The sequence below is a fragment of the Microbispora sp. NPDC049125 genome, assembly GCF_040802045.1.
Taxonomy (GTDB): Bacteria; Actinomycetota; Actinomycetes; order Streptosporangiales; family Streptosporangiaceae; genus Microbispora.
This window is the reverse complement of sequence record NZ_JBEZDW010000009.1, coordinates 187,943-200,884: the sequence shown is the minus strand read 5'-3', so window position 1 is coordinate 200,884 and position 12,942 is coordinate 187,943. Positions and strand designations below refer to the sequence as shown.

Below are 12,942 nucleotides of genomic sequence, written 5' to 3'. Positions count from 1 at the left end.
CTTCTGGTCACCCCGTCTGGTCACCCTTGGTCAGCCGGGCGTACGTCCTGAGCACGCGGTCGGCCTGGTCGCGCAGGAACGGCGTGGCCAGGACCGTGTTGCGCAGCGCCCGGGGCGGCACGCGGACCAGCCAGTGCGCCGCCGCGCCGGGCGTCGCGCGGGCCACGCGTCCCTCCGCCACCTGCAGGTCGCGGGTCTTCAGGCTCTCCTTGTAGTCCTTCTCGCCGCGGCCCATGTCGATGAACCGCAGGCCCATCGCGGCGAAGTCCTCCGCCATGCCGAGGTGCTGCAGCAGCCCGGGGGAGTACTTGCCGAACCGGGGGTCGTACGCCGGGAACCACGTGCACAGCTGGCTCGCGGTGCGCAGCCCGAAGTGGCCGGCGACCACCTCGTCGCCCGCGTACAGCAGAGACAGGCTGCCGGCGAACCGGTCGGTGCGCTGCGCGTGCAGCCGCTCCACCAGCTCGACGATCCACGGGTGGGCGAACCTGTCGGCGCGGCCGGTGCGCCGGTACTGCGCCGACTTCCATCTCAGCAGCTCGCCCAGCGCGGCGGTGTCGGACGACTCGGCCACGTGGCGGACCTCGCCGACCTCCCGGCCCAGCCGGTTGCGCTTGTACCGCGTCATCCGGTGGGTGGTGGGGGAGCGGCGGCGCAGGCCCGCGAGGTAGGAGTCGTACCCCTCGTCGAGGTCGATGACGGGGGACGGATGGCGGCTGCCGTGGTAGGGGGCGAACATCGGCTGGCCGACGTGGAGATGGTCGAACTCCCAGGCCGAAAGGCGGCTCGCGCGCAGCAGCCGGGCGGCGTCCAGCTCCAGCCCGGCGGCGTACACCATGCCCTGGAGGTCGGTGAGGCCGGCCGCGACCGGCCTGCCGATGCCGAGCCGGTGCCGTTCGAACGGGAAGAACCCGCCGATGCCCGAGCCGTCCTCCACGACCGCCACCCTGACGTACGGCCGCAGCTCGGCGACCGTCTGGACGAACTCCGCGGACAGGAAGGGGTTGTCCTGCTCGGGATCGGCCTCCTGGAACTTGCGCCACCGCGCCAGCTCCGGCTCGCCGAGCTCGCGGGGATGGATCACCGATATCTGCACCCGCACATCCTCTCGTCTCCTGGGACCGCGTGTGCGCCAAGCCGCACGACGGCCGGCAGGAAACGGCCCAAACGGACCCGAGAGGGTCTCCGTGCCCGATATCGTTGCCGCGTGGGAGGACGCCGAGGACGCCATGCGGGTGCTCCCCGTTCCCCCAAGTGGCAGGTGGGCGTGGCCCTGGCGGTGCTCGCCGTCGGTGCCGTCGCGGCGATCCTCACGGTCGTCGCCCTCCGCAGGGACGCCAAGACCGGCGTCACGCCCGGCCGGGACGCCGCGGCGACCGTCCAGCCGCTCGCGGTCACGCCGCCGGCCGAGCCGGACCGCTGGCCCCGCTGGGGCCTGACCCACACGCAGTACACCCCCAGCGACGACGTTCCGGAGGTCTCCGGGCCGGGCAGGCAGGCCCTCGCCGCCCAGAGCCTGGTGCAGAACCAGCACATCATGGGCTTCGGCGCGGACAATCCGGAGCCGAGGCCGGGGAAGTTCGACTTCGCCTCGCTCGACGCCCGGGTGCGGCTGATGGCCGACACCGGCGGCGCCCCCGTCATCACCCTGTGCTGCGCCCCCGACTGGATGAAGGGCGGCAAGGCGGGCAAGACCGACTGGAACCTCATCGAGGCCGCGCCCCGCCAGGAGCACTTCGAGGACTTCGCCCGGCTCGCCGCGGCCGTCGCCCGGCGGTACCCGCACGTGCGCCGGTTCATGGTGTGGAACGAGTTCAAGGGCCTGTGGGACGCCCAGCACAGCGAGTGGAACGCCGTCGCCTACACCGAGCTCTACAACCGGGTGTACGACGCGCTCAAGGCCGTGGACCCCAAGATCCAGGTGGGCGGGCCGTACATCCCCGTCGACACCTACGCCGAGGGGGCCTCGCAGGCGTCGGAGGTGAGCGGGCCCTGGGGCTCGGTGGACGGCCGGGTCCTGAAGGCCGTCGACTACTGGACGCGGCACAAGCGCGGGGCGGACTTCGTCGTGGTCGACGGCGCCTCGGCCTCGCACGACGGCTCGACGCGTCCCGACGAGTTCGCCGCGGCCGCCAAGTTCGGCGCGGTGACGCGGTGGCTGAGGGAGACGACCGGGCTGCCCGTATGGTGGGCGGAGTTCTACCCGTTGCCGTGCGCCTCGATCGACCCCGGCGGCTCGTGCCCCGCGCTGCAGTGGCCGGAGGAGCGCCGGGTCGCCGTCGTCGCCACCGCGCTCATGGAGCTCGCGGGCAGCGGCGCCGACACGGTCCTCTACTGGGACACCTACGCGCCGCGGGACAAGCGGGACGGCTGCCCCCTGTGCCTGGTGTCCAACGCCGACGGGACCGCCACCGCCACACTCCGCCTCCTGCAGGACTTCGCCCGCTGGTTCCCCCGAGGCACCCCGCTCGTGCCGGTGAAGGTTTCGGCGCCTCAGGTCCGCGCGATCGCCCAGGAGGACCGCGTGGTGGTCGTCAACACCACCGGCGGCGCCCAGGCGGTCACCGTGGACGGCAACGGCGTCACGCTGGAGCCGTACGAGGTCCGCTGGATGGACCGCGCGCCCGGCCAGTAAGACCCGGCCAGTAAGACAGGGAACCCGGGGAGCCGTTATCGGCGGATGCCGTCGAGCACGAGCTGGAGATGGCGCCGCCAGTCGCAGTTGCCGCCGGGCTTGAAGTACATGGTGGAGATGACACCGCTGGCCACGACGGTGAAGTCGGCGAGGGTGAGGTCGGCGCGCACCTGGCCGGAGGCGACGGCGCGGTCGATGACGCGGGTGACGGCCGCGGAGAAGTCGGCCTTCTGCTGTCTGATGCGCTCCCATTCGAGGTCGTCCGAGCCCATCAGGGCCAGTTGGAAGGCGGCGTCGCCGTCGGCGGTCTCGAGGTAGCCGCGCAGCATCGCCTCGAAGGCGTCGCCGGGGTCGGCGATCCGCTCGGCGGCGCGCGCGAGGTCCGCCATGCCGCGGAACCGCTCGCCCACCATCGCGATGAGCAGCGCCTGCTTGTTGGGGAAGTGGCGGTAGAGGGTGCCCATGCCGAGGCCGGCGCGGGCCGCGATGTCCTCCATCTGGGCTTCGCGCCCCTGCCGGGCGAACAGCTCGCCGGCGGCGGCCATGATCCGCTCGCGGTTGCGGCGCGCGTCGGCGCGCATGGGTCGTTCGGTCTCAGTCATCGCTCACACGTCTCGGTCGCCGCTTGACAATCGGAATCCTAATTCCGTAACGTGCGCAAGCACCAACAGGAAGCGTAATTCCGCTTCCGCTACCACCAGAGCGAGGTCCGAAGTTTCATGATCGTGATTGCGACTCCCACCGGCCGGATCGGCCGCCAGGTCCTTGAGCGCGTCCTCGACGGCCCGGAGCCGGTCCGGGTGATCGCCCGCGACCCGTCCCGCCTCTCCCCGCAGGTGCGCGAGCAGGTCGAGATCGTGCAGGGGCCCACGGACGACGCCGGCGTCGTCGGCGAGGCCCTCGCGGGCGCTGACGCCGTGTTCTGGCTCGTGCCTCCCAACCCCCGCGCCGAGAGCGTCCCGGAGCACGTCCTGGGCTTCGTCCGGCCGCTGTACCAGGCGATCGGCGACCATGGCGTCAAGCGCGTGGTCGGCGTCTCCAGCCTGGGGCGCGGGACGGCCAAGAACGCCGGGCAGATATCCGCGATCTTCGCCATGGACGAGCTGATCGAGAGCACGGGGGTGAGCTACCGGTCGCTCTGCCCGCCGGGATTCATGGAGAACATCCTCCGGGCCACCGCGTCCATCAAAAGCCAGGGCGTGTTCTCCCTGCCGATGTCCGGGGATCGCAAGGTGCCCGTCTGCGCCACCCGCGACATCGCCGCCGTCGCGGCCGATCTGCTGCTCGACGACTCCTGGCACGGACAGGAGAGCGTGCCGATCCGCGGCCCCGAGGATCTGTCCTACAACGACATGGCACAGATCATGTCCGAGGTGCTGCGGCGGCCGGTCCGCTACCAGCAGGTCCCCGGCGACGCGTACAAGGCCACCCTGATCCAGTATGGGGTGACCGAGGCATGGGCCCAGGGAATCGTCGACATGGCCGCCGCGGTCGACCAGGGCATCTACACCGCCGAGCCGCGCACCCCGCGGTCCACCACCCCCACCACCTTCCGGCAGTGGTGCGAGGAGGTGCTCAAGCCGGCCGTCCTCGCCTGAGCGCCGCCACGACGGAATCGGAGCCCGCCGGCGTCCCGGCTCGCCGCCGGCGGGCCGGGCCGTGCACGGGGGAGACGGGCCGGGGCGGCGTCACAGGCCCAGCGACGCGAACCGCTCGATCACCACGGCGATCGCCACCACCGTGACGAACGCCGTGACGCGCAGCAGCCTGCGCCGGCGCCTCGCGGTGATCGTCCCGTTGATGCTCATCAGCTCCAGCGTGACGAGCAGACCGGCGTACAGGGCGAGGGCGGCCAGGCCGACGGGCGTCCAGGAGGTGAAGCCCGGCGGCGTGAGCGTGTAGTCCCCCGAGGGAGGGACCGATCCCGGCGGCTGGCGGCGCAGTGTGTAGACGGCCGCGTCGCCGTCGGCGAACAGCGTCACCAGGTCGGGGGAGGCGGACAGCGAGGCGCGCATGCGATCCCCCCAGCCGTCCGCGATGCCCTGGCCGAGCGGGTCGGTGACCTCGAGCATCGTGTCCTGGCTGCGCATGGTCAGCAGGAACGAGCCGGGCCCGAGCCCGCGCAGCGCGGACACGATCGGCCCGACGTCGGCCGGGTTCGCCGGCGGCGGCGTGCCCAGCCACTCCACCCGCTCGACGTCCTTCTCACGCCAGGGGACGACGCTGTAGGTGATGTCCGAGCTGACCGTGCCGGGCTTGGTGTCCCCGGGCGCGAGCAGCAGCACACGGGCGCTCGGCCGGTCCCTGGCGTAGATGTAGTCGAGCGCCTGCGCCTCTCCGGTCGTGACGCGCTCGAACTGCTCGTTGCCGTACCGGGTGACGAAGAACCCGCCGGCGAGCGCCAGCACGGCGACGAACGCGACCGGCATCGGCAGCTTCGCGCGGACCTGGTCGAGCAGCGACGGGCGGCCCACGATCTGCCGCATGCCACGCAGGCTGCCCGGCGACTCCGGGAAGAACGCGTACGCCGCCAGGATGCACGCGCCCGGCAGCATGAAGAAGTAGACCCGCAGCCCCATCTCGCCGCCGTAGCTCTGCAGGGCCATGGCGGTCACCGGCGTGACGGTCAGCACCAGCGCGACGCGGTCCATCACCTTCCGGCGGAGCCTGCGGGCCATGCCGAGACCGGCCATCAGCACCAGGATCCCCGCGAACCCGAGACGCGCCTTGAGCACGTACGGGTGGAGCGGGTCGCCCGTGGCCGCCTCGAACCGCCCGGTCGTGTTGGCCGTCAGGTTGCCCACCAGCGAGCCGATGCCGCCCATCATGTCGCCGAGGTGGCCGTACCAGTACGGCGTGGCGAGGTAGCTCACCCAGGCGACCGCGAAGCCGCCGATCAGCCAGGGGAGCGTGGACAGCGAGCAGCGGCGCAGCAGCACCAGCCCCAGCGACGCGGACACCATCATGAACGGGGTGATCTGGTGGGTGGCGGTGGTGGCGGCCCCAAGGATCAGCAGCACCACGTACAGCGCGATCCGGGTGCCCTTGTCGGCCGGTCGGGAGAGGAACTCACCGGGCTCCGCCTCGTCGAGGTGGCGGCCGATGCGGCGCAGCAGCCCGGCCGGCTCGTCCGGCTCCGGCCGGGACTCCTGCCGGCCGAACCACGTCACCAGGATCGCCAGGAACAGCAGGTAGAACAGGTAGGTGGTGCCCTGGGGGGAGAAGTAGTCCTGGCCGATCCACTGCATGGTGACGAACAGCACGGCAGCCAGCCACTTGGCCCGCCGGTCGGCCCGCATCCTGCGCAGGATCAGCAGCAGCGGCACGAGGTAGAGCAGGTTGGAGACGACCGGCACCCAGTTGACGAACTCGCGGAAGTTCTCCATGCCGAGGGCGCCGCTGACGAACGCGAACACCGCGAAGAACCCCGGCCAGCTGAACCGCGCGTCGAGCCCCGGCAGCGTGCCGCCGGTCCGCGCGATGTACTCGATGAACCCGACGTGCAGCCACGCGGTGGGGAAGCGGGGCTCGGCGGAGACGAGCGCGGACGCGCCGTGTAAGCAGAACGTGATGGCGAACAGCTGCAGCAGCAGCAGCACCGGCCGGTAGCGGCGCTGGGCCAGCGTGGCGAAGAACGCGCCGATCAGCAGCGCGAGCCCGGCGAGCGATGCCCGCGGGATCACCGAGATCAGGCCGAGGCCGTTCATCCGTTCGGGATCGACGCCGGTCAGCGAGCTCAGCGGGCCGACCAGCGCCAGCAGGTAGATCGCGAACCCCTCGGCGGCCAGCAGGGGGAGCAGCCACCTCCTGGCCCGCTCCGCCCGGATCGCGGGGACCACCCGCGTCCTGCGCCACGCCGAGGCCGCCCGGTCGGTGATCGTCGTCACGAGGTCCATGATGGAGTACGGCCGGGCCCCCGCGGCACCGCCGCCCGTGACCACCAGCGTCCGCAGCAGCGGCGGGGTGATCACGACGGCGGTGGCGAGCTGCGCCAGCAGCAGGGCGAGGCCCACGCCGTTGATGCCGAGACGGGGAAGCAGCAGCATGGTCGCGGCGAAGGCCACCGTGCACATGCCGCCCTGGACGTACGCGAGCCGCCTCGGCCTGCTCTTGGCCCGCAGCACGCCGAGGTAGAGCTCGACGAGCGCGCGCGGCAGCGTGGCGATCGCGGTGAGGCGCAGCAGCGTCGTCGCGTGCTCGGCGTGCCCGGGGCTGAACGCCGCCATCAGGTACGGCGCCAGCAGCACCGTGCCCAAGACGATCGGGCAGAGGATGACGAAGGTGCGCACGAGCGCGCGCCGCCCGTTCGCCGCGAGCGAGGCGGCGTCGAACGCGCCCTCGACGGTCAGCGATGTGGCCATCGTGATCGCGAGCAGCTCCAGGATCGCCCCCAGCATCCCGGCGCTGTAGTAGTAGTTGTACGTCGTCGCGTCGACGTACGCGCCCACGATCACGGGCAGCAGGTACGTGATGGCGAGGACGAAGGTGGAGCCGAGGTAGTCGCCCGCGAGGAACCGGCTCAGCTTGCGGACGGTCGGCGGCCTGCGGCCCTCGGTCTCCCGCTTGTGCTCGGGGACCAGCTTGCGGAAGATGAGCAGGTTGACCGGCAGCAGCGTGACCGCCACCGGGACGACCCAGGAGACGGTGATGCCGTCCCCGGGGAGCGTCTCCGCCAGCACGACCAGCAGCACGATCTTGGCGATGCCGAACGTGATGTTCTCGATCGGCACCCAGGTCGCCTTGCGCAACCCGGTGAGCGCGACGTCCTGCAGGGTGAACACGACCCAGGTGAGCACGGCGCCGATGAACAGCAGCCCGGGGCCGGCCCCGCTGAGGTCGCGGTAGTTGTCGCCCCAGTGGTCGATCGTCAGCAGGAAGACGACGGTGGCCGCGGCCGCCGCGCCGGCCGAGACGATGTAGACGCCCGCGATGAACTTGCCGGTGGACCGCCCGGTGTCGGCGATGAACCGGGTCAGGGTGCCCACGAAGCCGAACGAGGTGAGGGCCGCCAGCAGCCGCATCGCCCCGATGACCGCCATCGCGCGCCCGCCGTCGGCCGTGTCGTACAGACGGGCGGCGAGGACCCAGTAGACCAGGCCGAGCACGCCGGAGGCGCCGGCGTTGACCATCAGCGCGTAGGCGTTGCGGAACAGGGGGTCGCCCAGGCCCGCCGGGAGGCGGCGCCGCGCGCCCGCCTCCGCCTGCGGCCCGGCCGGTGGGCCGGCCCCGGGCTCGGCCGGGGTGCGGGGGATGGTCTCGGTCACGGAGCCGCGTCCGCCCGGGAAGGGCCCGGAGCCGCGTCCACCCCGGAACGGCGTGGACCCGCATGCGGACGAGACACAGCGAAACCCCCTGTACTGCTCAGGCCGGCCGCGCCGGCGCGGGCGGCAGAACTCACGTGATTGTCCGGCGGCACGCCGCCGGACCGCAACCGGAGCCTCGACGGGGCGAGGCCGCCGGAACTGTCAGGCGGCCCCCTGGTCGGCGGCCGGCGAAGGAGCCGTGGAGCCGTTGGCGGGAGAGGTCGCGGGGGAGGTCGCCGGAGAGATGGTCGCGGACGATCCGGCCGGCACGGGCATCCGGTCGGCGCGCTCGCGCAGAATCGTCTTCAGCACCCGCCAGCCGTCGCGGACGGCCCGCAGGTTGCTCGCCCCGTGGATGCGGTTGCGTTCATGGCTGGGGATCTCGTGGATGCGCAGCCCCGCCTTGGCGGCGCGGATGTTCATCAGCGTCTCCACCTCGAAGCCGGCGCAGTCGGGGGTGAGCGCGTCGAGGTGGCGGGCCCAGAAGGCGTTGTAGCCGTAGCAGAGATCGGTGTAGCGGGTGCCGTACAGGCGGTTGACCAGCGAGCTGAGCACGAGGTTGCCCAGGCGTCTGCTGACGGTGATGTCGTCGCTGCCGCCGCCGTTCAGGAAGCGGGATCCCTTGGCGTAGTCGGCGCCGGCGACGAGGGCGCCGACGAACCGGACGATCTCCCGCCCGTCGGTCGAGCCGTCGGCGTCGATCATCACGATGATGTCACCGGTGCACGCGGCGAAGCCCTCGGCCAGGGCGTCGCCCTTTCCCTTGCCGCGCTGCCGCACGATCCGCAGGCTGGGCCGCAGGAGCCGTGCCACCTCGACCGTGTCGTCGGTCGAGTTCCCGTCGACGAGCACCACCTCGTGGATCCACCGGGGAAGGGTCGCGAACACGTGGGGCAGGTTCTCGGCCTCGTTGAGCGCGGGCACCACGATGCTCACCCGCGGCGTGATGGCCATCAGCGGCGAAACGCGGATAAATCCGTCAACACCCTGCTTTACGGCAAGCGTTCCCAGATGTGAAAAGGGGAGAGATCTGGTGCTCTCGGGGTTCATGGTGTGTGGATCCTCCGGGGGATGGTGCTCGGCGTCGCCGCACGTCGCACGTCGCGTGCCGCGTAGCTGCGAGGACGTCGTACGAATCCGACAATGGCTTTCGCCGCGATGTGGGCATCGGACGGGCAGACCGACCGAAACCCCGCGGAAACCCGAGGCTACCGTCCCGATCTTTCCCCAGGTGTGGCACCACGCGAATCGGCCGCAGCCGCGATCTTCGTACTGAAGGCCATCGATGCCCTCACCCCCGCCGGAATCGGATGAACGGAAGCCGCCGCCCGGCAGGCCCGCTTCATGGGGACGAGCAGCATAACCCGGGCGGCCGCTGATCGTTATACCTATCTGACCAAGGGCCCTGCCCGCTGTCAACGCGGACGTTCGCCGGTCACATGGAGTGCACCGCCGTAGCCAAATCGTGACCCGCCGCTGCACGGGCCCTACAGGCGGACGCCCCACCGCAGGCGGTCGAAGGGGCCGACGGCGGGCCCGTGGTCGTACGGCCCGGACGGACCGGGCAGTGGTCCCCGCACGGCTCGCGGCGCGGCGGCGGAAGCCGCGTCCGGCGGCATGAGCCGCGCGGAGTCCGGGCCCCGGAAGGCAAGGGCGCCTGGGTAGGGCATGCCGAGCCGGGCGGGCCGCCGGCCCAGGCGGCGGGCGACGTTCGCGCGGAGCTGGGGCAGGTAGCCGTAGAGGCGGTCGCCGGGGCAGGACGTGGCGTTGAGGTCGCGGTGCCCGATGATCGCCGTCTCGGGGTCGAGCGAGTAGGTGGAGCACAGCCAGGCCAGCAGCGCGGTCAGGGAGGACAGCTGGGCCGAGGTGGGCAGCTCCGACGTGTACGTCCCCTCGGTCTCGATCCCCAGTGTGTGCGCGTTGTGGTCGGCCGCCTGCGCGCCAAGCACGAGCCTGCCCTGGGCGATGGCGGGAAGCGTGCGGTTGCGGCCCTCCATGATGTGGCCGCCGCGGCCGACCGTGAACTGCTCGCCGATGTCCTCCCAGCCGTTGTGCCGCATGTGGTAGCGCTGGATGGCGCGCGACAGCCGGAACGCGGCGTCGCGGCTCGTGCCGCCCGTGTTCCCCGTCGCGGTGTGGTGGATGACGATCCGGTCCGGGGCGCGGTCGAGCACCTGCGCCTTGCTCTTGGGCGGGTCCGCCCCCCAGTCGGTGCGCGTGTACACCCGCGGGCGTGCCGGGGGCCGCGCGGCGGGCCGCAGGGCCGGTGTGACGGCCCTGCCGGTGGTCTCTTCGGGGGCGAGGGCCGCGGTCTGCGCATCCTGATCGGCGCCGAAAGGGCCCGGCTGGGGGAGCTCCGCGTCCCACGCGCTGCCCGGCGCGTCCCACGCGGCGTCCCACGCGGCGTCCGGCGCGGTGCCGGATGCGGTGCCGGATGCGGTGCCCGGCGCCGTGTCCGGTCCGGTGCTCGACGCGGTGTCCGGTGGCGCTGCGGGGCCAGACGGAGGGCCAGACGGAGGGCCGGATGGGGGGCCGGATGGGGGGCCGGATGGGACGCCGCCTTCGACCGCGGACGATGCCCGGGCCGCGGGCCCGAGCAGGACCGCCCCGGCGGCACCCGTGCCCACCCACAGGAACGCCCGGCGTGTGATCGCTGGCATGCGCACTCCCCGATTGAGCGCGTGCATGGGCACGCGTCCGGCGGGAGGCTGCATCGATATCCCCTGCCACCGTCGCGGCTATTCCTGCGGACCGGAAACCGGTCACATGTGAGCCGATATGTCCCGGACATTCTCCGGCGCTGAATAACTCGCCCCGGTAAGAAGGCCGTGATATCCGAAATATCGTGAGCCGCCGGAGTATCTCAGGGAATGGCGGCGAGAAAACGTCGCTGATCCTCGGCGGGCAGGTCGTCGATGAACAGCACGCCGTCCAGATGGTCCGCCTCGTGCTGGAGCACCCGCGCCAGCATGGCGATGGCACGCACCGTGACCGGCTTGCCGTACATGTCCCTGCCGCGGGCGACGGCGGAGAACGACCGCTCCCTGGGCCACCAGACGCCGGGCGCGGACAGGCACGCCTCGTCGGCCACGACCGTGCGTCCAGAGCGCTCCAGCCGGGGATTGACGATGTGACCGGCCCTCCCGTCGACGTCGTAGACGATCACCCGGAGGGGGACGCCGAGCTGCGGTGCGGCGAGCCCGGCCCGCCCCGCACCCGCGCGCATGGTCGCGGTCAGTGACCGGACCAGGTCGCGAAGCTCACGGTCGAACGTGGTGACAGGTGCGGCCGCCTCCCGGAGGACGGGATCGCCGAACATGCGTATCTGGCGGACGGTCATGCACGCTCCCCGCTGCGACGACGGTCATCGGGGGGAATTCCCAACTTTGCGGGCGGTCAATCTTTGTTAAATCCATGTTGCGCCAGTTATGCGTGTGGATGACATGTTTCAGGGGTGCGGCACACTTAACGGATGCACCGTCACTGATTGTCAAGGTGCGTAACGCGGTCCTCCTAGCTTCGGTTGCGGCTCCCGGCCTACCCGACGACCCCCCGGACGACGCAGGAGGAACGATGACGGTGACAGAGGTGGCGCAGCCCACCCCAGGGAAGGGGCGCTGGATCGGCGAGTGGCGGCCGGACGACCCCGCGTTCTGGGAGGGCTCCGGCAAGGGGGTGGCCCGGCGCAACCTGATCTTCTCGATCTTCGCCGAGCACCTCGGGTTCACGCTGTGGACCGTGTGGAGCATCGTGGCCGTCAAAATGGGCGCCTACAAGTTCTCCACCGACCAGCTCTTCTGGATCGTCTCGCTGCCCAACCTCGTGGGCTCCGCCCTGCGCATCCCCTACACGTTCGCTCCCGCGAAGTTCGGCGGGCGCAACTGGACGGTCGTGAGCGCGCTGCTGCTGCTCATCCCGGCGGCGCTGCTGGCGGTGGCGGTGAGCAACCCGGACACGCCGTTCTGGGCGTTCCTCGTCATCGCCGCGACCGCGGGCTTCGGCGGCGGGAACTTCGCCTCCAGCATGGCGAACATCACCTACTTCTACCCGCAGAGCAGGCAGGGGGCGGCTCTCGGCCTGAACGCCGCTGGCGGCAACATCGGCGTCAGCTCCGTGCAGCTGGTCATGCCGCTGGTCATCGGGGGGCTCGGGCTGGCCGCCGCGGGCCTGTTCTGGGTGCCGTTCATCCTGGCCGCCGCCGCCGGCGCCTACTTCTTCATGGACAACCTCTCCTCCGCGAAGGCCGACCCCAGGCAGATGGCCAAGGCGGCGGGCCGCGCGCAGACGTGGATCATGTCCATCCTCTACATCGGCACGTTCGGCTCGTTCATCGGCTACTCCACGGCCTTCCCGCTGCTGATCAAGTCGCAGTTCCCCGAGCACGCCTCGCTGATCACGCTCGCCTTCCTCGGCCCGCTGGTCGGCTCCCTCATCCGCCCGGTGGGCGGCTGGCTGTCGGACCGTCTCGGCGGCGCCACGGTGACGTTCTGGAACTTCGCCGCCATGATCGCCGCCGTCCTCCTGGTCTGGCGCGGGCTGTCGGGCCACGCCTTCGTGCTGTTCTTCGCGTCGTACATGCTGCTGATCGGGACGGCGGGCGTCGGCAACGGCTCCACGTACCGCATGATTCCGGCGATCTTCCGGGCGAAGGCCGTGGCGGGGCTGGAGGCCGGCACCCCCGAGTACGAGGAGGCGGTCCGGGCCGGCAAGCGGGACGCCGCGGCGGCGATCGGCTTCATCTCCGCGATCGGCGCGTTCGGAGGGTTCTTCATCAACCGAGGCTTCGGCAGCTCGATCGCGGCCACCGGCGGCGCCGGCGCGGCGATCGCCGCCTTCGCCGCCTTCTACGCCGCCTGCTTCGCGATCACCTGGTTCTGCTACATGCGCACGGCCGGCGTGCGCTCCGCCTCCAGCCTCGCGGCCGCCCGGGTCTGACCCGGCGATCCGCATCCGCCACGTCGCGGGCGCCTCCGGCGCCCGCTCTTTTCGGCCGTACACCTCACC

9 protein-coding genes are annotated in these 12,942 nt (G+C 71.7%); 3 read left to right on the top strand and 6 right to left on the bottom strand.

Going from position 1 to position 12,942, the window contains the following annotated elements; translation table 11 throughout:
* Nucleotides 1-7: 7 nt before the first annotated feature.
* Complete coding sequence (locus AB0B72_RS13995; RefSeq protein ID WP_367739102.1) at nt 8-1,096, bottom strand: GNAT family N-acetyltransferase; 1,089 nt, start codon at nt 1,094-1,096, stop codon at nt 8-10.
* A 111-nt stretch (nt 1,097-1,207) separates the two neighbouring features.
* On the opposite strand from AB0B72_RS13995, the gene AB0B72_RS13990 reads away from it, so the two are divergent.
* Nucleotides 1,208-2,635: a xylan 1,4-beta-xylosidase gene (locus tag AB0B72_RS13990; RefSeq protein WP_367739101.1), complete on the top strand. Its 1,428-nt coding sequence runs from the start codon at nt 1,208-1,210 to the stop codon at nt 2,633-2,635.
* A gap of 35 nt (nt 2,636-2,670) precedes the next feature.
* Here the strand turns inward: AB0B72_RS13990 and AB0B72_RS13985 are convergent, their stop codons facing one another.
* Complete coding sequence (locus tag AB0B72_RS13985) at nt 2,671-3,237, bottom strand: TetR/AcrR family transcriptional regulator (RefSeq protein ID WP_367739100.1); 567 nt, start codon at nt 3,235-3,237, stop codon at nt 2,671-2,673.
* A gap of 117 nt (nt 3,238-3,354) precedes the next feature.
* Here AB0B72_RS13985 and AB0B72_RS13980 point away from each other — a divergent pair, with 117 nt between their 5' ends.
* Nucleotides 3,355-4,233, top strand: coding sequence for an NmrA family NAD(P)-binding protein (locus tag AB0B72_RS13980; RefSeq protein WP_367739099.1), 879 nt, complete (start codon nt 3,355-3,357; stop codon nt 4,231-4,233).
* A gap of 90 nt (nt 4,234-4,323) precedes the next feature.
* Here AB0B72_RS13980 and AB0B72_RS13975 read toward each other — a convergent pair whose 3' ends face one another.
* The 4 genes from AB0B72_RS13975 to AB0B72_RS13960 all read right to left on the bottom strand — a co-directional run bounded on the left by AB0B72_RS13975 (nt 4,324) and on the right by AB0B72_RS13960 (nt 11,278).
* Nucleotides 4,324-7,899 carry a lipopolysaccharide biosynthesis protein gene (locus AB0B72_RS13975; protein WP_367739098.1) on the bottom strand — a complete coding sequence of 1,192 codons (3,576 nt, stop codon included), beginning with the start codon at nt 7,897-7,899 and terminating at the stop codon, nt 4,324-4,326.
* Nucleotides 7,900-8,100: 201 nt separating this feature from the next.
* A complete protein-coding gene (locus AB0B72_RS13970; RefSeq protein ID WP_367739097.1) occupies nt 8,101-8,874 on the bottom strand; it encodes a glycosyltransferase family 2 protein in 774 nt (257 codons plus the stop codon).
* 551 nt (nt 8,875-9,425) lie between these two features.
* A complete protein-coding gene (locus tag AB0B72_RS13965) occupies nt 9,426-10,598 on the bottom strand; it encodes a peptidoglycan recognition family protein (protein ID WP_367739096.1) in 1,173 nt (390 codons plus the stop codon).
* A gap of 203 nt (nt 10,599-10,801) precedes the next feature.
* On the bottom strand, nt 10,802-11,278 hold the full coding sequence (locus AB0B72_RS13960) for a peptide deformylase (protein WP_367739095.1): 477 nt from the start codon (nt 11,276-11,278) through the stop codon (nt 10,802-10,804).
* 233 nt (nt 11,279-11,511) lie between these two features.
* On the opposite strand from AB0B72_RS13960, the gene AB0B72_RS13955 reads away from it, so the two are divergent.
* Nucleotides 11,512-12,873: an MFS transporter gene (locus AB0B72_RS13955; RefSeq protein WP_367739093.1), complete on the top strand. Its 1,362-nt coding sequence runs from the start codon at nt 11,512-11,514 to the stop codon at nt 12,871-12,873.
* Nucleotides 12,874-12,942: the final 69 nt, after the last annotated feature.

Excerpts from the sequence above, each read along its gene's own strand:
- AB0B72_RS13960 (WP_367739095.1), bottom strand. The coding sequence starts at position 11,278 with ATGACCGTCCGCCAGATACGCATGTTCGGCGATCCCGTCCTCCGGGAG.
- AB0B72_RS13985 (WP_367739100.1), bottom strand. The coding sequence starts at position 3,237 with ATGACTGAGACCGAACGACCCATGCGCGCCGACGCGCGCCGCAACCGC.
- AB0B72_RS13965 (WP_367739096.1), bottom strand. The coding sequence starts at position 10,598 with ATGCCAGCGATCACACGCCGGGCGTTCCTGTGGGTGGGCACGGGTGCC.
- AB0B72_RS13955 (WP_367739093.1), top strand. The coding sequence starts at position 11,512 with ATGACGGTGACAGAGGTGGCGCAGCCCACCCCAGGGAAGGGGCGCTGG.
- AB0B72_RS13980 (WP_367739099.1), top strand. The coding sequence starts at position 3,355 with ATGATCGTGATTGCGACTCCCACCGGCCGGATCGGCCGCCAGGTCCTT.